Genomic DNA, 22,888 nt, shown 5'->3' on the forward strand with positions numbered 1-22,888 from the left:
ATGAGGATCACTCCGCGACATCCCCTATCCTAGCCGGCTTCGACTCCCACTGCCGCATCCGGCGGCTGCGCTTCGAATCGCCTCATCGCGGTCCGTCATCGACCGCCGACTCCAGCCGGACGAGCTGCAGGCTGAGCCCCCCTGCGAGCACCACGAACAGCAGCGCGAACCCGATGCTGCCCGTCATGCCGATCCACTGATAGCTCAACCCGGAGAGCACCGTCCCCACGAGCCGGCCGGTGGCGTTGGCCGCGTAGTAGAAGCCGACATTCATCGACGCCTTCTCCTCGGCAGAGTAACGCAGGATCAGATACGAATGCGTCGCCGAATTGATCGCGAACACGACACCGAAGAACGCCAGCCCGAGGCTGATGACCAGGCCGTCGGTCCAACCTAGCGCGAATGCCAGCAGAATCGCGACCAGCGGCAGCGTGAGGGCGAAGCTCCAAACCGTAGCGGTGCGCCCGGTGGGCCCGTCGGCCGTGGTGGGAGCGGCTGGCCGGCGTCCCCCCAGCAGCCGTGGCGCCAGTGACTGAACCACGCCGTAGCCGATCACCCACAGCGCGAGATAGGCGCCCACCCAGTGAAAGTCCCAGCCAATGGACACCAAGAATACCGGTAGCGCCACGACGAACCATACGTCGCGCGCCGCGAACAGGAATATACGGGCTGCGGCAAGCCAGTTGATCAGCGGCTCCCGCGAAAACATGCTGGAAAAACCCTTTCGCTCCCTGATCGCGCCGAAACCACCCGGCAGAGTCAGCGTCATCACCAGCCCGATCACAAGCATGCCCGCAAGCCAGCCCATCGCGCCCTGAAAGCCAGCCACTGACAGCAGCACCGCGCCGAGGAAAAAGCCCGCACCCTTTAATGCATTCTTCGACCCGGTAATCCAGGCCACCCAGCGGAACAACTGCGCGTTGCTCTCCCTGGCGACCAGCTTCACTCCGGCCTTGGCCGACATCTTGTTGAGATCCTTCGCGATGCCCGAGAGCGCCTGGGCAGTCATCACGTAGGCCACGCTCAGCCACGGATCGGGCACGGTCAGCATCAGCAACGCCAGGACTTGTAGCCCGGTGCCGATCTGCATGGTCCGGTTCAGACCGATGCGCGCTCCCAACCAGCCGCCGACAAGGTTGGTGACGATGCCGAAGAACTCGTAGAAGAGGAACAGCATCGCGATTGCGAACGGCGAATATCCCAGCTGGTAGAAGTGGAGAACCACCAGCATGCGGATCGCCCCATCGGTAAGGGTGAACAGCCAGTAGTTGCCAGTGATGGTGAGGTAGTGGCGCAGGGCGGCGGGCACGTGGGGCTCCCTTGACTGACGGTAATCCGGATTTACGCCCGGGCGATCGTGGCGACCAGTGCGACCAGGCGGTTGGCGTGGCCCTACTCGGTGCCGTACCCGGCCATCACCTGCTCCAGCTCGTCGTCGATGACCGTGGTCGAGGGCGCATCGACAGCCGTGGAACTCGGGTCGTCGGTGTAATCCACCGACGAAAGCGGCTGGGTCTCGTAGCCCAGAATACCCTCCAACGGGCCATTGGCTGCCTTCTCGCGTGACTCATTGACCTCGGCCGCGGCGGTGGCGCGTTCTGGAGTCAACACTGAGCCGGTCAGTTGCGCCATGCAGGCGGCATCACCCCCTATCTCGTTCAGTGGAATCACATCCGCCCCACATCAGGGCGATCCGAGATGGCCCGAAATGCCAATCGGCCAATGGGGCCAAAACCGTTGATTCCCTGACGAATCGTCATGACTCGCCCTTCGAACGATCCCGCCCAAGGGATATATATGCCGGTCGGGATAAAGCGTCAGGATACTGACCCGAAATGACACTTTTGTAACACTTTCACGCGCCCGTTTTTCCCCGGTTTCACGGAACGGAAAGTTTTTCACAGAAACTGTGGATAACTGTGTGGACGAACCCGAGAATCGCCGGTCCCACAAGGCGGGGGACAGTGTTGGTGAATTTTTAACCAGATTCGACCCGACACCACAAAGTCCTTGCGAAACAGGTAGTTATGGAATCATTGTCGGTAAGCGACTGATTCGCCGTGCACGAAAAAGGCGCAACCGTGGCTGCGCCCGCACCGATGTGGAAAATGATCGCTGTCAACCCTTGACAGCCGGCAAATTTACGCCCCTTTCGAACCGATCAATTCGATCGCGTAACCGTCGGGGTCGGCAACGAACGCGATGATGGTTGTACCGGCATTCATCGGGCCGGGTTCGCGCAGAATCTTGCCGCCTTTTTCGCGGATCTTATCGGCCGCCTGATAGACGTCCTCGACTTCGATCGCGATGTGCCCGTAGCCGTCACCGAGATCGTATTGATGATCGCCCCAGTTGTAGGTGAGCTCGAGAACCGCCGTATCGCTCTCTTCGCCGTAACCGACGAACGCCAGAGTGAACTCGCCGGCCGGATAATCCTGTTGCCGCAGCAACTTCATTCCGAGCACATTGGTATAGAAGTCGAGCGATTTTTCCAGGTCGCTGACGCGGATCATCGTGTGAAGAATGCGCATTCATCGCCTCCAGCTGGTGGGTTGGGTTCGTCGGACGAGCGACTCTAACGAATTCGATCGCCGGCCGCGAGCCGATCGGCCATCGCACCGTCCACGCGCACCTGGAGCGGTTCCGGCCGGTGAAGGAGGAACCCTTGCACGTAGTCGACGCCCATGTCCGCGACCTGCCGATACTGCGCATCCGCCTCGACCCACTCGGCAACCGTAGCGGCCTCCATCACCCGACATACCTGAACGATCGCGTCCACGATCACCGCGGCGACGGGATCGGCAGGTAAATCCTCGATCAACTTACCGTCGATCTTGACGATATCCGGCCGCAGTCGGCGCAGGAACTCGAACGAGAGGAAACCGCCCCCGAAATCATCCAGTGCGAACCGGCAGCCCATCTCGCGCATCGCGTGAATCAGCCGCTCCGCCTGGTCGAGATTGAGAATGGCCGCCGTTTCGGTGATCTCGAAGATCAGTCGACTGAGGTCCACGGACGTCTCGCGCAGCCGGTACCGGATGAAGTCGAGCATTTCCGGATCCTGGACCGTATGCGCCGACAGATTGATGCTGATCGACCAGCGACCCGCCGGCTGGTTCTCCGCCCACTCGAGCACGTGATGGATGACCCAGCGATCGATGTCCTGCATCGCCTGGTGTTTCTCGGCAATCTCGATGAATTCCTTGGGGAAACGCAGCTGACCGTCCCCATCGGCGATGCGCAGCAGCACCTCGTGGATCACGCCGTCGCCTGCCCCAACCGATTCGATGCGCTGGCTCGCCAGTGAGAGGCGGTCTTCCGCGATGGCCGAGCGCAACGCGTTGTACCGCTCGATCTGCTGCTCGCGCTCCATCATCTCCATGTCATCGCCGGAGAACTGAACCACGCGGTCGCCGCCCAGTCGGTGTGCACTCTGACTGGCCCGCTCGGCATCCTCGAGACGTCGCGAAGCCAGCAGGTCGTCACTGTCGATACGCGTCACGCCCACACTGGCCTTTAACTGCAGATGCCCGTGATCGTCCGGGAGACGAAAACCGTGAATGATCTCCAGCACCTGCCGCGCGACCAGGGTGCAGGTGTCCCGGCTGGTCAGTGGCATCCAGATCGCGAATTCATCCACGCCCATCCGCGCGAGAACCGCGTCGGATGGCAGTTCCAGGGAAAAATGACTGGCAAGCGACGCCAGTATCCGATCCCCGAGATCGCGCGTTCCGATCTCGTTGAGCAGGCGGAACTCGTCAAGATCCGTCCAGATCAGGCAGCTCGCGTGGATCGGCTCCCCGCTTGCCGACCGACCGGGCATCGCCTGGGACAGGAACTCTTCCATCGCCTCGCGATTGAGGATTCCGGTCAGACGATCGTGCGTCGCCCGGTAGGTCAGCAGGGCATGCGCCGAGCGCAACTCGGTGACGTCCAGCATCGAGACCAGCACCTGATTCTCGCCTTCGGCCTCCAGGCGGCTCAGCTTCAGGTTCACGTCGAATCGCTCGTGGTCCCGCTCGATGGTGCCGTCAACCGAGCGTGTCTCGCGGGACTCGACCGTGTCGACCAGATCGGTGAATGCACAATCGGCCGACAGGCCGTCGACCCGCATGCGGAACGTCTCGCAGAACAGGTTGCCTACCAGGTCTTCCTCCCGCTCCACACAGGCGAACGGCAGCACCGCGCGGTTCGCTAACAGGATTCGTCCCTGTGCATCGGTCAGTAGCGCGCCGGTATGCAGGCCGGAAAACGCACGCCGGAGGCGTTTCTTCTCGGCACGGATACGGCGCGTGGCACGCCTGGCCTGCCATGCAAACAGCCCGAGAACGAGGGCAAGCACGCCGACGAAATACTGTCCGTAGTGCGACAGCAATGTCTGGGGCGTGAGCGGAGACGGCAGCCACTTGTCCCGCAGGCGATCGACAACCGAGTAATCCAGCGGCGTTTTCCATCCGGCCACCCGCCCTTCGCGGGCGGCATCGGAGGTTGCGGGCATCGCGATCAGCTGGGCCGCCACGCGGTGGACGACCTCCTCCGGGGCGCGGCCGGTCGCGGCGAATGGCCACTCGGGCACCAGCGGCGTGTTCGTGGGGTAGGGAAAACCCTCATGGCGTGGTTGTCCGACCGGCTCGAGCCGCGTGTCCGGGAACTGCTCGAGGTACTCATGGAAGAAGCTCGACCGCACGACGCCGGCGTGGGCCCGACCGTCGAGGACGGCATCGATCACGCCTTCCAGCGGCAGGCCGGTGAATATGGGGGTAATCTCGTGCTCGACGTCGACGCCCGCACTGTCCAGCGCCTGCATGCCCAGCAGCCAGCCGCCCAGCGCATTCGGACTTGAGCCGGCCACCCGAGCGCCGACCAGATCGTCGACCGAGTCGAAACCTGCACCCTGGCGGGCGAAGATCACCGCGCCGAGCCGTTCGAGGGGAAGGCCCTGATCACCATGCACGACCAACGTGGCAAGGGGCCATATCTCGTCGAGGCGGGCAAGCTCGGAGTACTGCAACGATTGGGTGAGGACGAAGTCGAGCCGCCCTTCCATAAAGGCGTTGCGCAATTCGGATAGGAATAGCGGTTTGATCTCGAATCGGTATCCGGCGTTGTGTGCCGTGAGGTAGTCGGCGGTCTCCTGCCAACGATCGAGGGCTTGATCTTTGCCCGCGTAGGCGAGCACCCCGATCGTAAGCGTCTGGGTCGCCTCGGCGTTGACCCGAAGCGGGAAGGCGGCAACGACCAACAGCATCAGTGCCGAAAGCCGTATCACCAAGGGTCTGAGGGAAAGCCACCGGGCGGAAAATGTCATCGGCTCATCCCTGCTGTGTCCAGCATGGTTCGAATCCGCACCTCATCCAACGAATGCAATGCCATGGCATGACTGGAGCCATGACGGCCATCAGCCGGAGGTCGTGGTCCGAGCATCAACCAAGTACCCATCTAGGGGAACCGGCCGATGGAAGAGGTACCCCTGGGCGAAATCCACCCCGATGCTCGCGAGGCTACTCCTCGTCGAGGCATTTTCCACCCACTCACCCACGGTTTTCGCCCCCATTACCCGCGCCACCGAGTGGATCGACTCGACGATCACCGCCGCGACCGGGTCGCTCTCGATGTCGCTGACCAGCTTGCCGTCGATCTTGACGATATCCGGTTGCAGGCGCCGGAGGAAGTCGAACGACAGCAAACCGCCGCCGAAGTCGTCCAGCGCGACCATGCAGCCAAGATCGCGGAGGGCTGCGATCAGCTCGAGGGCCTGGTCGAAATTGGCGATCGCCGCCGTTTCGGTCACCTCGAAACAGATCCAGTCCGGCTCGATCGCACTTCGGTTTAGCTCATCGCGAACGTAGGAGGCCAGTTCGCCGTCCTTCATCGACTGGCCGGACAGGTTAACGGTGAGCCGCGCCGGCGGGGACGATGACGAGCCCAGATGTCGTTGAAGCATCCGGAAGGCGTTGTTTATCACCCACCGGTCAACCGGCGGCATGTAGTTGAATCGCTCGGCCAGCTCGATCATCGGACCGGGCGACTCGTACTCGCCCTCTCCCCCGTCGAGTCGCAGCAATACTTCAAGCCACGGCCCGTCACAATCCGTTGCCAGCGAATGGATCTCCTGGCCATGAAGGACGAAACGATCCTTCTCGAGTGCCTCCTTGAGCCGGTTGAGCTCAGCAAAATCCGCCTGCCGCAAGGCCCGCTCGCTTTCCCCTTCCTCATACGTCACCAGGCGATTGCCGCCGAGGTGTTTCGCGATCAGGCAAGCCGATTCCGCTTCCTGAAGGGCCGATGCGGCATCGATGTTCAGGTCGGCCGGGAGTACTCGGGCACCGATGCTGGCCGTGACGCGCAGCATCTGATCGCCGTCTCCCATCCGGAAGGCGCGGACCGCCTCGAGAACACGATCGGGCCATTCTTGCCAGTCCGGTGTCATGTCGTCAGCGAGAAAGATCCCGAACTCGTCGTCACCGAGCCGCCCTATCGGCGTGCCGGCCGGTAACAGTACCCCGAGGTAACTCGCCATGCGCCGCACCAGTTCGTCACCAATGCCGTGCGAGCCGCCCTCGTTGATCAGCCGAAAATGGTCGAGATCCAGCCACAGCACGACACCCCCGTCGTATGTCCGCGCCGATGAGTCCGATGACAGCCGTCGGTCGACGAACTGGATGAAACTGCGTCGGTTGAGCAGGCCGGACAGCTCGTCGTGGCTGGCTCGATAGGCAAGCTGCCGATTCGCGTCCACCAGCTCAGTGACATCGGTCATCGATACGAGGACCTCGCGGACCGGCCCTTCAGTCCGGCCGTCCATCCGGATCGCATTGAGGTCGAGGATCCGGCTGGGGTGCCCATGAGCAAGCACCACGGGATACTCGACCCAGCCGTCGCGGTTCAGGCGCTCGTAGAGACCGCCCAAGGAGAAATCATGATGGTCGTGGCGCAGGAGAAGCGCGAAGGCATCCAGAAAATGGCGCCCTTGGGCCCGGCTGGGCGGCATATCCTCGGTCAGGAGACGTTCGGCAGCCGGATTCATGAACTGGATCCGGCCACGGGGATCAAGCGTGACAACGGCATCGCGCATCGCGTTGAGCGCCGCCCGGTGTTCGCGTTCCCGACCGGCCAGTTTCCGACGAGCACGCCATTGCTGACCCAGCAGCAGGGCCAGCAGGCCACTCAACGCGACCGGGATCACCCACCAGTTGGCACGCAGCCAGTCCTCAAGCGTCTGCGGGGGCGTGAGCCACCGGTCGGCCATGGTCTCGAGGCCGTCATAACTCGCCGGTTCGGTCCAGCCGACCAGCCCGGCAGCCTGAACGGGGGGCGCCTGCCTCGGCAGGGAAAGCAAAGCGGTGCGCACCTGCGCGACCAGGCCCTCGTCCGGGCGCGAAGTCGCCGCAAAGGGCCATTCCGGTACCAGACGAGTCGAGACCGGATGCGGATAGCCCGGCTGGTTCACCGGATCGAGCACGACGAACGTATCCGCCGGGTACGTCTCGGTCTCGATTGCCCGTGCGAGCACATCGGAGCGGACGATGCCCGCATCCGCCCTCCCGGCGACAACCGCGCCGAGGACATTGTTCATCGGCAAGCCGACGAACAGCGGCAGGACGTCGTCCTCGAGAGACAGGCCGGCCCGCTCGATTTCGGCCATTCCCAGTATCCACGCGCCGAGCGCGTTGGGGGCCACGCCGGCAATGATCGCTCCCCGCAGGTCCCGGAGTTCGTCAATATCCGTTCGGTCGCGGTGGCGCACGATGACTGAACCGAACCGGTTCATCCCGTCACCCGTGTCATCGATCACACGCGTGGCCAGGGCCGTCAGATCATGTCTGCGCCGCAGCTGCACGAACTGCAACGGCTGCAGATGCACGAAATCAAGCTCGTTTTGCCGTACCGCGCGGGCGATTTCCTGCAGGTAAAGTGGCCGAATTTCAAAGCGGGTGCCCTCCACCTGGTGGCTGAGGTAATCCGCTGTCGCATTCCAGCGAGCCTTTGCTTCTTCCTTACTGGTGATGGTGAGCACGCCGACTGTCACCAGGCGATCTTCGCTGGCCCAGGCGGCGGCCAGTGCCGTGCCCTGCCCGCTCAAGGCCAGTAGCGCCCCGAACGCGAGAATGAAAGCTCGAGACTGTCTCAGGACACAAAAAAAGCGGGAGGGGGCCAATGCCCCACCCCGCCGTGTCGAGAAGCCCCCCCGCCGTTCGGCAATAATGACGGGCTTGTCATCCGTTTCCAGCATTCCAGACGTTCCTTGCCTGTCTCTGTTTCCTGTCACGCCGATGGGGTTCGGAGCCACTTGACTGCCTCCGGTTCCCGCTGCCTTGCCGGGCGCCGATCAAAATCAGCCGCGCCGTCCGGCTTTTGCCCCGATGCGAAGACGCAGCGCGTTGAGCTTGATGAAGCCTTCCGCGTCACGCTGATCGTAGGCGCCGGCGTCGTCCTCGAAGGTGGCGATCGCCGGGTCGAACAGACTGTTGTCGGACTGGCGGCCGGCGACGATCACGTTGCCCTTGTACAGACGCAGGCGAACATCGCCGTTTACGTTCTTCTGCGTGGCGTCGATCGCCTCCTGCAGCATCTCGCGCTCCGGGGCGAACCAGTAGCCGTTGTACACCAGCTCGGCGTACTTGGGCATCAGTTCATCCTTCATGTGCGCCTCGCCCCGGTCAAGGGTGAGTGACTCGAGCGCACGACGGGCCTTCAGGAGGATGGTGCCGCCCGGCGTCTCGTAGCAGCCACGAGACTTCATGCCGACGTAGCGGTTCTCGACCATGTCGAGGCGGCCGATCCCGTTCGCGCCACCCAGCTGGTTGAGCTTGAGCAGCAGTTCGGCCGGCGAGAGCTTCTCGCCGTTGATCGATACCGGGTCGCCTTTTTCGAAGCCGATGGTGATCTCTGTGGCCTCGTCGGGGGCACGTTCCGGGCTGACCGACCAGCGCCACATGTCCTCTTCCGGCTCCCACCACGGATCCTCGAGGTTGCCGCCCTCGTAGGAGATGTGCAGCAGGTTGGCGTCCATGGAGTACGGCGATTTCTTGCCGGCTGCGGCAAAGTCGACCGGAATATCGCGCGTCTTGGCGTAGTTCATAAGCTTCTCGCGGGAGTTGAGATCCCACTCGCGCCAAGGGGCGATCACCTCGATCTCGGGGTTGAGCGCGTAGGCATTGAGCTCGAAGCGCACCTGATCGTTGCCCTTGCCGGTGGCACCGTGGGCGACCGCGTCCGCGCCGGTCTCGCGAGCGATGTCGACCAGCCGCTTGGCGATCAGAGGGCGGGCAATCGAGGTGCCGAGCAGGTACTCGCCCTCGTAGATGGCGTTGGCGCGGAACATCGGGAAGACGTAATCGCGGACGAAGGTCTCGCGCACATCATCGATGTAGATTTCCTTGACGCCCATCTGCTCGGCCTTCTGGCGCGCGGGCTCAAGCTCCTCGCCCTGCCCCAGATCCGCGGTGAAGGTGACCACTTCGCAGTCATAGGTCTCTTCCAGCCACTTGAGGATCACCGAGGTGTCCAGGCCGCCGGAATAGGCCAGAACCACCTTGCCGAGCTTCTTGGGGGCCGAGGGATTGCTCATCAGAACTCCTGAATTCGATTTGTGTTTGCGATGTGTTTGGCACGTTATCGCGCCATTATATAGACACGGCTGCGGCTTCACAGGGCATAGGGTTTTTCGATCCCCCGATTACGCCACGGGGAACCGCATCATTACGGCGCTTCCGGATTAGGAAACGCGCGCCACGAGGGGCGTGAAACGGCTTCGCCATGCGCTCGTGCATAGGAAATATCGGCGGAATCACGCATAATGAGGCACAAATTTTGGTCCGGTGCGACCGTCGCAACCCCACGCTGACGCGGTTACCGGGGTGTAGCGAACGCATCCAACGACAGCTTTGAGGAGTGCTTGTGACCGATTACATCGATCAGGATCCGCAGGAAACCCGGGAATGGCTCGACGCCCTCGAGGCGGTGGTCAGCTTTGAAGGCACGGAAAAGGCCCGACACTTGATCGGCCACATGATCGAGCTGGCGCGCCAGCACGGCATCGATACCCCGTATGCCGCGACCACCCCCTACATCAACACCATCCCGCCGGAAGACGAAGCCCAATACCCGGGTGACCGGCAGATGGAGCAGCGCCTGCGAGCCCTGATCCGCTGGAACGCCATGGCGATCGTCGTACGCGCCAACAAGGAAAACGCGGTCGGCGGTCACATCGCCTCCTACCAGTCCAGCGCGACCATGTACGAGGTCGGCCTGAACCATTTCTTCAAGGGCCACGATCACCCGGAAGGCGCCGACATGGTGCTTTTCCAGGGCCACGTCGCCCCCGGCATGTACGCCCGCGCCTTCCTCGAGGGACGCATCTCGGAAGATCAGCTGATCAACTTCCGCCAGGAGGCCCAGAAGGACGGCCTCAGTTCCTATCCGCACCCCTGGCTGATGCCCAACTTCTGGCAGTTCCCGACCGTCTCGATGGGCCTCGGCCCGCTGATGGCGATCTACCAGGCCCGCTTCATGAAGTACATGGACGCGCGCGGCTTCGGCAAGGTCAGCAGCCGCAAGGTCTACGCCTTCCTCGGCGACGGCGAGATGGACGAGCCGGAATCCCTCGGTGCGATCGGCCTGGCCGTGCGCGAAAAGCTCGACAACCTGGTGTTCGTCGTCAACGCGAACCTGCAGCGTCTCGACGGTCCGGTACGCGGCAACGGCAAGATCATCCAGGAGCTCGAGGGCAGCTTCCGCGGCGCCGGCTGGAACGTGATCAAAGTCGTCTGGGGCCCGGGCTGGGACGAGCTGCTCGCCCGTGACAAGTCCGGCAAGCTCAAGCAGCTGATGATGGAGACCGTCGACGGCGAGTACCAGGCCTACAAGGCGAAGGACGGTGCGTACGTACGCAAGCACTTCTTCGGCAAGTACCCGGAGACTGCCGAGCTGGTCAAGAACATGACCGACGACGAGATCTTCTCGCTCACCCGTGGTGGTCACAGCCCGCGCAAGATGTACGCGGCCTACAAGGCGGCCAACGAGTGCAAAGGCAAGCCGACTGTCATCATCGCCAAGACGGTCAAGGGCTACGGCATGGGCCCGTTCGGCGAAGGCGCGATGACGGCCCACCAGCAGAAGAAGCTCGACAACGAAGGCCTCAAGTACTTCCGCGATCGCTTCGGCCTGCCGATTTCCGACGAGCAGCTCGAGAAGAACGTCCCCTTCTACAAGCCGGACGACAGCCACGAGCTGATCAAGTACATGAACGAGCGCCGTAGCGAGCTGGGTGGCTACCTGCCGTCCCGCGTCGATCGCGCCGAGTCGATCCCGGCGCCCGACCTCAAGGCGTTCGACATGATCCTCAAGGGCACCGGCGAGCGCGAGATGTCCTCGACCATGCTCTTCGGCCGCATCCTGGCGATGATCCTGCGGGACAAGGGCCTCGGCAAGCGTGTCGTGCCGATCATCCCGGACGAGGCCCGCACCTTCGGCCTCGAGGGCCTGTTCCGTCAGGTCGGCATCTACGACCCGGCCGGTCAGCTCTACGAGCCGGTCGACGCCGACCAGGTCGCCTGGTACAAGCAGGCCGCCAATGGTCAGGTCCTGCAGGAAGGCATCAATGAGGCCGGCTCGATGTCCTCGTGGCTGGCAGCCGCGACTGCCTACGCCAACTACGGCGAGGCGATGGTGCCCTTCTACATCTACTACTCGATGTTCGGCTACCAGCGCATCGGTGATCTGGCCTGGCTGGCCGGCGACATCCGTGCCCGCGGCTTCCTGATTGGCGCGACCGCCGGCCGGACCACGCTCGAGGGCGAAGGTCTGCAGCACAACGACGGCCACAACATCATGATGTTCTCCGCCGTGCCCAGCTGCCGCGTCTACGACCCCACCTACGGCTACGAGATGGCGATCATCATCCGTGATGGCCTCAAGGCGATGGTCGAGGAAAAGCAGGATTGCTACTACTACATCACTGCGATGAACGAGAACTACTCGCACCCGGCCATGCCGGAGGATGTCGAGGAAGGGGTTCTCAAGGGCGCCTACCTGCTGCGCGAGAGCAAGAAGAAGCTCAAGAACCGCGTCCAGTTGATGGGTTCCGGCACCATCCTGCGCGAGGCCGAGGCTGCCGCGCACATGCTCGAGGACGAGTGGAAGGTCGCCGCCGACGTCTGGTCCGCGACTAGCTTCACCGAGCTGGCGCGCGAAGGTCAGGCCTGCGAACGGCACAACCGCCTGCACCCGGATGCCAAGCCGCAGAAGGCGTACATCACCGAGGCGCTGGAAAAGCGTGACGGCCCCGTCATCGCAGCCACCGACTACATCCAGGCCTATCCGGACCAGATCCGCCGCTTCGTGCCGAGCTCGTTCACCACGCTGGGCACCGACGGCTACGGACGCTCCGACACCCGTGCCGCCCTGCGTCGCTTCTTCGAGGTCGATGCGGCACACATCGTGGTCGCGTCACTCAAGTCGCTGGCCGACGAAGGCGCCATCCCGGCCTCCAAGGTCAACGAGGCGATCAAGAAGTACGACATCGATCCGGACTGCGCGCCGCCGATCGAGCGATAAGACTAGCCGCCCCGCCCCGGTCCATCCCGACACGGTCGGGGCGGCGGCCCCATTCGATCCGACGTCCGCCCACTCGCGGACGCGCATGCAACCTTTCATGGAGACAGGCTGATGGCCACCAAGTCGATCACCCTCCCCGACATCGGCAACTACGACAACACCCCCGTCATCGAGGTGCTGGTCTCGCCCGGTGACCGGGTCGAAAAGGAAGACTCGCTGATAACGCTGGAGTCCGACAAGGCCACGATGGAGATCCCGTCCCCGTACACGGGCGAGATCAAGAAGGTACTGGTCAAGGTCGACGACACGCTCAACCAGGGCGACCTGATCGCCGAGATCGAGGCCGAGGAAGAAGCGGAAGCCCCGGCCGAAGAGAAGAGCGAGGAGCAGCCGGCCGAGGCGCCTGCCGAAAAGGCTGAAGAGAAACCCGCCGAACCGGAAAAGCCGGCAGCGGCGCCGGAAAAGACTGAGCCCGCAGCTCCCGCCGCGAACGCGCCAACACCGGTCAACCGACAGAGTGCTGGCGCGAAATCCCACGCCAGCCCCTCGGTACGCCTGTTTGCCCGCAAACTGGGCGTGGATCTCGGCAACGTCACCGGCACCGGTCCGAAGGGCCGCATCCTGCAGGAAGACGTCGAAGGTGCGATCAAGAAGGTGATGGAAGGCGCCGGCAAGGGTGCAGCCGGCGGCGCGGGCATCCCGCCGCTGCCGGAAATCGACTTCTCCCAGTTCGGCGAGATCGAGGAAAAGCCGCTCTCGCGGATCAAGAAGCTTTCCGGCAAACACCTGTCGACCGCGTGGCTGAACATCCCGCATGTCACCCAGTTCGACGAGACCGACATCACCGAGCTCGAGGCCTTCCGCAAATCGTTGAAGCCGCGAGCCGAGAAGTCCGGTATCAAGATGACCCCGCTGGTGTTCATCCTCAAGGCGCTGGCGCACGTGCTGCGCGAGTTCCCCAACATGAACGCCTCGCTCGCCCCGGACGGCGAGAACCTGATCGTCAAGAAGTACATCAACCTCGGCGTGGCCGTGGACACACCGAACGGCCTCGTCGTGCCGGTGGTGCGCGACGTAGACCAGAAGGGCGTGTTCGAGCTCTCCGAGGAGCTGATGGACATCTCCGCCCGAGCCCGTGACGGCAAGCTGACCGGCGCCGACCTTTCCGGCGGCACCTTCTCGGTCTCCAGCCTCGGCGGCATCGGCGGGACCCAGTTCACGCCGATCGTCAACGGCCCGGAAGTGGGCATCCTCGGCGTTTCCAAGGCCAGCATGCAGCCGGTCTGGAACGGCTCGGAGTTCGTGCCGCGCCTGATGCTGCCGCTGGCCCTCTCCTACGATCACCGCGTCATCGATGGCGCCGAGGGCGCGCGGTTCATGACCACGCTCTCGCGCACGCTCACCGATCTTCGCGAACTGATGCTGTAAGGAGCGCCGGATGACCATCGAAACCATCAATCTGCCGGACATCGGCAATTCCGACGAAGTCGAGATCATCGAGGTGCTTGTCGAGGCCGGCGATGCCATCGAGGCCGAGGACTCGATGCTCACCCTGGAAACCGACAAGGCCACCATGGAGATCCCCGCCCCCGCCGCGGGCAAGATCACCGAGATGCTGGTTGGCGTGGGCGACAAGGTCAGCACCGGCACGCCGATCGCAAAATACGAGCCGGCCGCCGGTGGCGAAGGCGGTGACAAGGGCGACGAAGCACCGGCCGAGGAACCCCCCGCCGCCGAGAGCGCGTCTTCCTCCCCTTCCCCGACGGCTGCCGCGGCCACCGACGAGAAGGCGGACGTCGACTGCGACATCTGCGTGCTGGGTTCGGGCCCGGGCGGCTACACCGCGGCCTTCCGCGCCGCGGATCTCGGCAAGAAGGTCGTGCTGATCGAGCGCTACCCGGTGATCGGCGGTGTCTGCCTCAACGTCGGCTGCATCCCGTCCAAGGCCCTGCTGCACGTCTCCGAGGTCTTGAACGAGACCCGCTCGATGGGCGCGCACGGCGTGACCTTCGCCGAGCCCAAGATCGACCTGGACAAGCTGCGCGGCTTCAAGGACAGCACGATCAAGAAGCTCACGGGCGGTCTCGAGGCCCTGGCCAAGCAGCGCAACGTGCAGGTCGTGCGCGGCTACGGCCGCTTCGTCGATCCGCACCACGTGAAGGTGACCGACGACGAAGGCAACGAGACGCTGGTGCGGTTCGAGCACTCGATCATCGCCGCCGGCTCGCAGCCGGTGAAGTTGCCCTTCATCCCGCACGACGACCCGCGTGTCATGGACTCGACCGACGCACTCGAACTCGAGGAAGTGCCGGGCAAGATGCTCGTGATCGGTGGCGGCATCATCGGTCTCGAGATGGCGCAGGTGTACCACTCGCTCGGCGCGGAGATCTCCATCGTCGAGCTGGCCGACACCATCATCCCCGGTGCCGACAAGGACTTGACCCGCCCGCTGCTGAAAATCCTCAAGAAGCGCTACCAGGACATCTTTCTCGGCGCCAAGGTCACCAACGTCGAGGCCAAGAAGGATGGCCTGCACGTGACGTTCGAAGGCAAGAAGACGCCGGAAACCGCTGTTTTCGATCGGATTTTGGTCGCCGTCGGCCGCGCACCGAACGGCAAGAAAATCGATGCCGAGAATGCCGGCGTCTCGGTCGACGAGCGCGGCTTCATCTCCGTCGACGAGCGTCAGCGCACCAACGTCGAGCACATCCACGCCATCGGGGATGTCGTCGGCCAGCCGATGCTGGCGCACAAGGCCGTCCACGAGGGCAAGGTCGCCGCCGAGGTGATCTGCGGACTGCCGTCGGCATTCACGCCGATGGGCATCCCGAGTGTCGCCTACACCGACCCCGAAGTCGCATGGGCGGGCAAGACCGAGGACGAGCTCAAGGCAGAGGGTGTCGAATACGAGAAAGGCGCCTTCCCGTGGGCTGCCTCCGGCCGTTCACTCAGCCTCGGCCGCGACGAGGGCATGACCAAGGCGCTGTTCTGCAAGAACACGCACCGTCTGCTTGGCGCGGGCATCGTCGGTCCGAATGCCGGTGAGCTCGTCGCCGAGGCGATGCTGGCCATCGAAATGGGCGCCGACATGGCCGACATCGGCCTGACCATCCACCCGCACCCCACTCTCTCGGAGACACTCGGTTTTGCCGCCGAGATGGCCGAAGGAACCATCACGGACCTGATGCCGCCGAAGAAGCGCTGATCGTCCGACGATCAAGGGAGGCCACGCGTGGAATACCTGCTATTCGCCATTCTTGGCATGGTCGGTGGCCTGGCCGCAGGCCTGCTGGGAATCGGCGGCGGGCTGATCCTCGTGCCGGTTCTGCTGATGATCTTCCCGACCATCGGCATCAGTGGCACCCACCTCGTCCATATCGCGATCGGCACGTCGCTGGCCGCAATCGTGTTCGCCTCGATCACCTCGGTCTACAGCCACCACCGGCATGGGGGCGTGCTGTGGGGCGTGTTCGCGCGATTCGCGCCTGGCATGGTTATCGGCGCCGTACTCGGTTCGACGGTCGCGCACTATCTGCCCGGTGACGTACTGAAGACCGTATTCGGCGTCCTCGAGATCCTCGTCGCCCTGCAGATGGCCTTCGGCCGCCAACCGCCGGCGAGCCGGCAACTCCCCGGGATCGTGCCGTTGACCGGTGTGTCCACCACGTTCGGGGCCATTGCCTCGATCATGGGCATGGGCGGCGGGGCCATGACCACGCCGTTCTTCCTCTACTGCAACATCACCGCCCGCAACGCGATCGCGACCAGTGCGTCCTTGGGCCTGCCAACCGCCCTGTTCGGCGCAACCGGTTATGTGATCAGTGGCTGGGCGACGGAGGGGCTGCCCGAACTCAGTGCCGGTTACGTGTATCTGCCGGCCCTGGCGGGGATCGCGGTCTTCTCCGTGCTGTTTGCCCCGATCGGTGCCAAACTCGCCCAAGTGCTTCCGGCGCGCACCCTCAAGCGCATCTTCGCCTTCGTCCTGATGGGACTGGGGCTGAACATGATCCTTGCCTGACCGACCGTCGCGGAGATCCGACATGCCCACCGAACGCCGCATTGCGATCTATCCCGGCACCTTCGACCCGATCACCTACGGTCATGTGGATCTGGCCCAGCGGGCCGCCCGCCTGTTCGATGAGGTGATCGTGGCGGTGGCCGGCGATTCCGGCAAGAACACCCTCTTCCCCCTGGAGAAGCGCACCGAACTGGCGCAAGCCGCCGTCGCCGATTGTCCCGGACACATCCGGGTGGCACCCTTCGACGGTCTGCTGGTGGATTTTGCCGAAGAATGTGGCGCGACCGCGCTGGTCCGCGGCCTGCGCGCCGTGAGCGACTTCGAGCACGAAATTCAGCTCGCTGCGATCAATCGCCGGCTCAACAACGAACTGGAAACCGTGTTCCTCTCGCCGGCCGAGGACCTCGGCTTCGTGTCGTCAAGCATCGTGCGCGAACTGGCTCGCCTGGGCGGCAATGTTGCTGATTTCGTTCCACCGGCGGTAATGAAGGCTTTGGCGTCAATTGACCGAGGGTAGTACTCGGTTATTTTCGTCCAGACCGCGCCAAATGCGCGTTTACCTGTTATCCTGTGCGTCAGTGACTGACGAGATATTTGGGGAGGAATCCGCATGTCCCTGCTGATTACCGACGAGTGCATCAACTGCGACGTCTGCGAACCGGAATGCCCGAACGGCGCCATTTCCCAGGGTGACGAGATATACGAGATCACGCCGGACTCCTGTACCGAATGCGTGGGCCACTACGACGAGCCCCAGTGCGTCGAGGTATGCCCAGTCGACTGCATCATCACCGACCCGGAAAACGAGGAAACCGAAGATCAGCTGATGGAGAAGTATCACAAGCTGACCGGTAACTGATCCCGTTGCCGATTCGGATACGAAGAAGGCCCGCCAAACCGGCGGGCCTTTTCTTTTGCTGGTGCAACCGGCTGCGGAGTGGGTTCCGCTTAGCCGCCCTCCTCGATGCGCGGCCGGATGAACTCGGTCACCGTGCCGAACGTCTCGAACCACTCCGCATCGATCTCGTCATCGGACAGCTGGATGTCGAAGCGATCCTCCAAGGCGGTGAGCAACAGGACCACACCCATGGAATCGAGCTCGGGAATCTCGCCGAACAGCCCGCTGCCCGGCGCGAAGCGCTGCTTCGGACCCGGCAGGTCGAGGGTCCGAACGATCACGTCTCGCACCGACTCGAACAGCGGGTCCCGGCCCTCGGCCGCCACCGTGGCGCTCATGCCCGGGCCTCGAGGCGCTCGGCCCCGCCCATATAGGGGCGCAGGACCTCGGGGACGATCACGTCACCGTTCTCGCACTGGTAGTTCTCCAGCACAGCGACCAGGGTGCGGCCGACCGCGAGACCCGAGCCGTTGAGGGTATGCACCGGTTCGGGCTTGCCATCCACGCCCCGCACGCGCGCCTGCATCCGTCGGGCCTGGAAATCGCGGGTGTTCGAGCAGGAGGAAATCTCGCGATAACGCTCCTGTGCCGGCAGCCACACTTCGAGGTCGTAAGTCTTGGCGGCCGAGAAACCCATATCGCCGGTGCAGAGCACCAGGCGCCGGTACGGCAGCTTGAGAGCGTCCAGAACGGCTTCGGCGTGCCCGGTCAGTTCCTCGAGAGCCCGTTCCGACTCGCCGGCCGGTACGATCTGGACCAGCTCGACCTTCTCGAACTGGTGCTGACGGATCAATCCGCGGGTGTCGCGACCGGCCGAACCGGCTTCGGATCGAAAGCATGGCGTGTGCGCGACCATCTTGACCGGCAACTCATCGCGCTCGAGGATGCGGTCGCGAACGAGATTGGTGACCGGCACTTCCGCCGTCGGAATCAGGTACCAAGGGGTCTCGCCCTCGAGCTTGAACAGGTCCTCGGCGAACTTGGGCAACTGGCCGGTGCCGAAGAGCGAGTCGGCATGGACGATAAACGGCACCTGCACCTCAGTATAACCATGCTTTTCCGTCTGCAGGTCGAGCATGTACTGGGCAAGCGCCCGGTGCAGCCGCGCCACTCCACCGGACATGGTGACAAAGCGTGCGCCTGTCAGCTTGGTGGCGGCCTCGAAGTCCATGCCGGCGAGCCCGGCGCCCAGGTCGACGTGATCGCGCACCTCGAAGTCGAAATCAGGGATGTCGCCGACAGCGTGCATCTCGACGTTGTCGTCCTCGCTTTCCCCCACAGGCACATCGTCATCGGGCAGGTTGGGTATGCCGGCAAGGAATCGATCAAGCTCGTCGGCAATCTCGCCCAAGCGGGACTTTGCCGCATCCAGCCGCTCGCCCAGTTCCCCAACGGCGGCGATCAGCGGCTGGATGTCCTCGCCGGCAGCCTTCGCCTTGCCGATCTTCTTCGATTCGGCATTGCGCTCGGCCTGCAACGTCTCGGTTTCGACCTGAAGCGACTTGCGCTCGGATTCCAGAGATTCGAAACGCTCGCGGTCGAACGCGAAGCCGCGACGGGCAAGGCGTTCGGCAACCTGGTCGGTTTCCTGGCGAAGAACTCGGGCGTCAAGCATGGGTTATCCAGCGTATTTCGTTGGTAAAAAGCGGCCGCCGAGGAAGAGATCGGTCGGCGGCAGAGCGCTTAGGCGAGGTATTCGACCTCGACGATCTCGAACGTCCGGGTGTTGCCGCCCGGCGCGTTGAAGGTGACCTCGTCGCCAACCGACTTGCCGATCAGAGCCCGCGCGATGGGCGAGTGGATCGAGATCAGGTTCTGCTTGATGTCGGCCTCGTCGTCGCCAACGATCTTGTAGCGCGTTTCCGCGTCGGTATCGAGATCGAGCAGCTCGACGGTCGCGCCGAAAATAACCTTGTCACCCGGCGGCATGCGGGTGACATCGATGATCTGCGCATGCGAGAGCTTGGCCTCGATCTCCTTGATGCGTCCCTCGACGAACCCCTGCTCCTCGCGAGCGGCGTGGTACTCGGCGTTTTCCTTCAGGTCACCCAGCTCACGGGCCTCGGCGATCGCCTCGATGATGCGCGGACGCTCGACGCTGCGCAGGCGCTTGAGCTCTTCCTCCAGCTTGGCCGCACCGGCGGCCGTCATCGGGGTCTGGTTCATGAAGCGCACTCCTGATGCAGATCCTGGAGCCGGTTGACGGTTACCGGCTGATGCAATGTTTTCAGTGCCAGCGCCATGGCCTCGGCGCCGGCCAGCGTGGTGAAGTACGGGATGCGGTAATGCAGGGCCTCGCGACGGATCTCGTAGCTGTCGCTGCGCGACTGCTGACTGTTCGACGTGGTGTTCACGATCATCGCGATTTCCTTGTTTTTGATCATGTCCACCACGTTCGGCCGCCCTTCGGTCACCTTGTTGACCGACGTCACGTCAAGGCCGTTCTCAGCCAGGAACTTGGCGGTGCCGCGCGTGGCGACCAGCGAGAATCCCCATTCTTCCAGTGCGCGGGCGACGGTGATCACGCCGTGGTAATCCTGCTTGCGCACGGAAATGAACGCAGTGCCCGACAGCGGCAGCGAGTTGCTGGCACCCGCCTGCGCCTTGGCAAAGGCTTCGCCGAATTCGCGGCCCACGCCCATCACTTCGCCGGTCGACTTCATCTCCGGGCCGAGAAGCGGGTCGACACCGGCGAACTTGATGAACGGGAATACCGCTTCCTTGACCGAATAGAACGGCGGGATGCGCTCGTGCTCGATGCCCTGACGTTGGAGGCTGATACCCGCCATGGTGCGCGCGGCGATCTTGGCCAACGGCACGCCGACGGCCTTTGAGACGAACGGCACCGTCCGCGAGGCGCGCGGGTTCACCTCGATGATGTAGATGTCGTCGCCCTGGATGGCTACCTGGGTATTCATCAGGCCGACCACGTTGAGTTCGCGGGCCATCGCCTTGATTTGCTCGCGGACACGCTCCTGCACCGAGCGCGGCACGGTGTACGGCGGCAGCGAGCAGGCCGAATCACCCGAGTGGACCCCGGCCATCTCGATGTGCTCCATCAGCCCGCCGATCACCACGTTCTCGCCGTCGCAGACCGCGTCGATATCCATCTCGGTGGCGTCGTCGAGGAATCGGTCAAGCAGCACCGGCGAGTCGTTCGATACCTTGACGGCGTCGCGGATATAACGCTTGAGCCCTTCCTCGTCGTGGACGATCTCCATCGCCCGGCCGCCGAGTACGTAGGACGGGCGCACCACCAGCGGATAACCGATCTCGGCGGCGAGGTGGATAGCCTGGTCGGCGGACTTCGCCGTTCGGTTCGGCGGCTGCATGAGGTCCAGCTTGTGAATCATGTCCTGGAAACGCTCGCGATCCTCAGCACGGTCAATCGCGTCCGGCGTCGTGCCGATGATCGGTGCACCGGCCTTTTCCAGGTCACGGGCCAGCTTGAGCGGCGTCTGACCACCGAACTGCACCACCACCCCGCGCGGCTGCTCGACCTCGATGATCTCGAGCACGTCCTCGAGCGTCAGCGACTCGAAGTACAGCCGGTCGGAGATGTCGTAGTCAGTCGAGACCGTCTCCGGGTTGCAGTTGACCATGATGGTCTCGTAGCCGTCCTCGCGTAGTGCGAGCGCGGCGTGGACGCAGCAGTAGTCGAATTCGATGCCCTGCCCGATCCGGTTCGGCCCGCCGCCCAGGATCATGATCTTGTCGCGATTGGTCGGCTCGGCCTCGCAGAACGGCTCGTAGGTCGAGTACATGTAGGCCGTCGAGGTCGGGAATTCGGCCGCGCAGGTGTCGACGCGCTTGTAGACCGGTCGCACACCGAGGGCATGCCGGTGCGCCCGCACGGTGCTTTCGGTTTCGTCCAGCAGCTTGGCCAGGCGCGCGTCCGAGAAGCCCAGACGCTTGAGCTGATACATCTGCGCCGTGCTCATTTCCTTGAGGTGACCGCCGCGCAGCGACTCCTCGGTGCGCACAAGATGCTCGATCTGGCGCAGGAACCACGGGTCGATGAACGAGTGCTGGTGGATGCGCTCGACGTCGAAGCCCTTACGGAACGCATCGGCGACGTACCAGAGCCGTTCGGCGCCCGGCGAATGCAACTCGCGCACCAGGCGATCCTCGATGTCGTCGGCCGCGAGGCTGCCTTCCAGCACCTCGTCAAGGCCGTCCCGACCGATTTCGAGCCCACGCAGGCCCTTCTGCAGGGATTCCGGGAACGTGCGGCCGATGGCCATCACCTCGCCCACCGACTTCATCTGCGTCGTCAGGCGATCGTTGGCGACGGGGAATTTCTCGAACGTGAAGCGCGGAATTTTGGTGACGACGTAGTCGATGGTCGGCTCGAACGAGGCCGGGGTTGCGCCGCTGGTGATGTCGTTCTTGAGCTCATCGAGCGTGTAGCCGATCGCGAGCTTGGCGGCCACCTTGGCGATCGGGAAACCGGTGGCCTTGGAGGCCAGTGCCGAGGACCGCGACACGCGCGGGTTCATCTCGATCACGATCATGTCGCCGTTGGCCGGGTTGACCGCGAACTGGACGTTCGAGCCGCCGGTTTCGACCCCGATCTTGCGCAGTACGGCCAGCGAGGCGTTGCGCATCACCTGGTATTCCTTGTCGGTCAGGGTCTGCGCCGGGGCGACGGTGATCGAGTCCCCGGTATGCACGCCCATCGGGTCGAGGTTCTCGATCGAGCAGATGATGATGGAGTTGTCGGCCTTGTCGCGCACGACCTCCATCTCGTATTCCTTCCAGCCCAGCACCGACTGCTCAATCAGCAGTTCGTTGGTCGGCGAGAGATCGAGGCCGCGGCGAACCAGTTCCTCGTACTCCTCGCGGTTGTAGGCAATGCCGCCACCGGTGCCGCCCATGGTGAAAGAGGGACGGATGATGGCCGGGAACCCGATCTCGGTCTGGGCCGCAAGCGCCGCGTCGAAGGTGTGCACCACGGTGGAGGCCGGAGTGGACAGGCCGATTTCGGTCATCGCCTCCTTGAAGCGGTCGCGGTCCTCGGCCATGTCGATGGCATCCTGGCTGGCGCCGATCAGCTCGCAGCCGAATTTCTCCAACACGCCGTGACGGTACAGATCCAGCGCGCAGTTGAGCGCAGTCTGGCCGCCCATGGTCGGCAAGACTGCATCGGGACGCTCCTTCTCGATGATGGCGCCGACCGCCTCCCAGGTGATCGGCTCGATGTAGGTCGCATCGGCCATCTCCGGGTCGGTCATGATGGTCGCCGGATTCGAGTTGATCAGAATGACCCGCAGGCCCTCCTCGCGCAGGGCCTTGCAGGCCTGGGCCCCGGAATAGTCGAACTCGCAGGCCTGGCCGATGACGATCGGGCCGGCGCCAATGATCAGTACACTCTGGATATCGTTTCTCTTTGGCATGCTCGACTCACCTGCCAG

At 63.7% G+C, this 22,888-nt stretch carries 16 protein-coding genes; 6 read left to right on the top strand and 10 right to left on the bottom strand.

The window, feature by feature from the left end:
* Positions 1–82: 82 nt before the first annotated feature.
* From arsJ to LV476_RS02975, 6 genes are all read right to left on the bottom strand, one after another.
* Positions 83–1,309 (bottom strand): organoarsenical effux MFS transporter ArsJ, encoded by a 1,227-nt coding sequence (arsJ, locus tag LV476_RS02950; protein WP_250073135.1) that lies wholly within the window; start codon positions 1,307–1,309, stop codon positions 83–85.
* An 83-nt stretch (positions 1,310–1,392) separates the two neighbouring features.
* Positions 1,393–1,632, bottom strand: a complete 240-nt coding sequence (locus tag LV476_RS02955) for a hypothetical protein (protein ID WP_250073137.1) — start codon at positions 1,630–1,632, stop codon at positions 1,393–1,395.
* 509 nt (positions 1,633–2,141) lie between these two features.
* On the bottom strand, positions 2,142–2,531 hold the full coding sequence (gloA, locus tag LV476_RS02960; RefSeq protein WP_250073139.1) for a lactoylglutathione lyase: 390 nt from the start codon (positions 2,529–2,531) through the stop codon (positions 2,142–2,144).
* A 44-nt stretch (positions 2,532–2,575) separates the two neighbouring features.
* On the bottom strand, positions 2,576–5,308 hold the full coding sequence (locus LV476_RS02965; protein WP_250073140.1) for an EAL domain-containing protein: 2,733 nt from the start codon (positions 5,306–5,308) through the stop codon (positions 2,576–2,578).
* A gap of 90 nt (positions 5,309–5,398) precedes the next feature.
* Positions 5,399–8,083 (bottom strand): EAL domain-containing protein, encoded by a 2,685-nt coding sequence (locus tag LV476_RS02970; RefSeq protein WP_250073143.1) that lies wholly within the window; start codon positions 8,081–8,083, stop codon positions 5,399–5,401.
* Positions 8,084–8,335: 252 nt separating this feature from the next.
* Entirely contained in the window at positions 8,336–9,571 is a 1,236-nt protein-coding gene (locus tag LV476_RS02975) for an argininosuccinate synthase (RefSeq protein WP_250073145.1), read from the bottom strand.
* A 329-nt stretch (positions 9,572–9,900) separates the two neighbouring features.
* Here LV476_RS02975 and aceE point away from each other — a divergent pair, with 329 nt between their 5' ends.
* The 6 genes from aceE to LV476_RS03005 all read left to right on the top strand — a co-directional run bounded on the left by aceE (position 9,901) and on the right by LV476_RS03005 (position 17,435).
* Entirely contained in the window at positions 9,901–12,558 is a 2,658-nt protein-coding gene (aceE, locus tag LV476_RS02980) for a pyruvate dehydrogenase (acetyl-transferring), homodimeric type (RefSeq protein ID WP_250073146.1), read from the top strand.
* A gap of 111 nt (positions 12,559–12,669) precedes the next feature.
* Positions 12,670–13,986, top strand: a complete 1,317-nt coding sequence (aceF, locus tag LV476_RS02985) for a dihydrolipoyllysine-residue acetyltransferase (protein WP_434062812.1) — start codon at positions 12,670–12,672, stop codon at positions 13,984–13,986.
* Positions 13,987–13,996: 10 nt separating this feature from the next.
* The gene (lpdA, locus tag LV476_RS02990; RefSeq protein WP_250073148.1) at positions 13,997–15,763 is read left to right on the top strand and encodes a dihydrolipoyl dehydrogenase; all 1,767 of its coding nucleotides are present in this window, start codon (positions 13,997–13,999) and stop codon (positions 15,761–15,763) included.
* Positions 15,764–15,790: 27 nt separating this feature from the next.
* Positions 15,791–16,576: a sulfite exporter TauE/SafE family protein gene (locus tag LV476_RS02995; RefSeq protein ID WP_250073150.1), complete on the top strand. Its 786-nt coding sequence runs from the start codon at positions 15,791–15,793 to the stop codon at positions 16,574–16,576.
* A gap of 22 nt (positions 16,577–16,598) precedes the next feature.
* Positions 16,599–17,093, top strand: coding sequence for a pantetheine-phosphate adenylyltransferase (gene coaD, locus LV476_RS03000; protein ID WP_250073177.1), 495 nt, complete (start codon positions 16,599–16,601; stop codon positions 17,091–17,093).
* Between the two features lie 93 nt (positions 17,094–17,186).
* Positions 17,187–17,435, top strand: coding sequence for a YfhL family 4Fe-4S dicluster ferredoxin (locus tag LV476_RS03005; protein ID WP_058574019.1), 249 nt, complete (start codon positions 17,187–17,189; stop codon positions 17,433–17,435).
* A gap of 89 nt (positions 17,436–17,524) precedes the next feature.
* Here the strand turns inward: LV476_RS03005 and LV476_RS03010 are convergent, their stop codons facing one another.
* From LV476_RS03010 to carB, 4 genes are all read right to left on the bottom strand, one after another.
* Entirely contained in the window at positions 17,525–17,812 is a 288-nt protein-coding gene (locus LV476_RS03010; RefSeq protein WP_250073179.1) for an acyl carrier protein, read from the bottom strand.
* A complete protein-coding gene (gene serS, locus LV476_RS03015; RefSeq protein ID WP_250073181.1) occupies positions 17,809–19,089 on the bottom strand; it encodes a serine--tRNA ligase in 1,281 nt (426 codons plus the stop codon). Before serS ends, LV476_RS03010 begins: the two co-directional genes overlap by 4 nt.
* A gap of 68 nt (positions 19,090–19,157) precedes the next feature.
* Positions 19,158–19,640, bottom strand: coding sequence for a transcription elongation factor GreA (gene greA / locus LV476_RS03020; RefSeq protein WP_250073182.1), 483 nt, complete (start codon positions 19,638–19,640; stop codon positions 19,158–19,160).
* Positions 19,637–22,870 (bottom strand): carbamoyl-phosphate synthase large subunit, encoded by a 3,234-nt coding sequence (gene carB / locus LV476_RS03025; protein ID WP_250073191.1) that lies wholly within the window; start codon positions 22,868–22,870, stop codon positions 19,637–19,639. Before carB ends, greA begins: the two co-directional genes overlap by 4 nt.
* Positions 22,871–22,888: the final 18 nt, after the last annotated feature.

Origin of the sequence: Guyparkeria hydrothermalis, assembly GCF_023555385.1 — a bacterium.
GTDB classification, from domain to species: domain Bacteria; phylum Pseudomonadota; class Gammaproteobacteria; order Halothiobacillales; family Halothiobacillaceae; genus Guyparkeria; species Guyparkeria hydrothermalis_A.

Excerpts from the sequence above, each read along its gene's own strand:
- LV476_RS02955 (WP_250073137.1), bottom strand. The coding sequence starts at position 1,632 with ATGGCGCAACTGACCGGCTCAGTGTTGACTCCAGAACGCGCCACCGCC.
- gloA (WP_250073139.1), bottom strand. The coding sequence starts at position 2,531 with ATGCGCATTCTTCACACGATGATCCGCGTCAGCGACCTGGAAAAATCG.
- LV476_RS02965 (WP_250073140.1), bottom strand. The coding sequence starts at position 5,308 with ATGACATTTTCCGCCCGGTGGCTTTCCCTCAGACCCTTGGTGATACGG.
- LV476_RS02975 (WP_250073145.1), bottom strand. The coding sequence starts at position 9,571 with ATGAGCAATCCCTCGGCCCCCAAGAAGCTCGGCAAGGTGGTTCTGGCC.
- aceF (WP_434062812.1), top strand. The coding sequence starts at position 12,670 with ATGGCCACCAAGTCGATCACCCTCCCCGACATCGGCAACTACGACAAC.
- lpdA (WP_250073148.1), top strand. The coding sequence starts at position 13,997 with ATGACCATCGAAACCATCAATCTGCCGGACATCGGCAATTCCGACGAA.
- coaD (WP_250073177.1), top strand. The coding sequence starts at position 16,599 with ATGCCCACCGAACGCCGCATTGCGATCTATCCCGGCACCTTCGACCCG.
- LV476_RS03005 (WP_058574019.1), top strand. The coding sequence starts at position 17,187 with ATGTCCCTGCTGATTACCGACGAGTGCATCAACTGCGACGTCTGCGAA.
- LV476_RS03010 (WP_250073179.1), bottom strand. The coding sequence starts at position 17,812 with ATGAGCGCCACGGTGGCGGCCGAGGGCCGGGACCCGCTGTTCGAGTCG.
- serS (WP_250073181.1), bottom strand. The coding sequence starts at position 19,089 with ATGCTTGACGCCCGAGTTCTTCGCCAGGAAACCGACCAGGTTGCCGAA.
- greA (WP_250073182.1), bottom strand. The coding sequence starts at position 19,640 with ATGAACCAGACCCCGATGACGGCCGCCGGTGCGGCCAAGCTGGAGGAA.
- carB (WP_250073191.1), bottom strand. The coding sequence starts at position 22,870 with ATGCCAAAGAGAAACGATATCCAGAGTGTACTGATCATTGGCGCCGGC.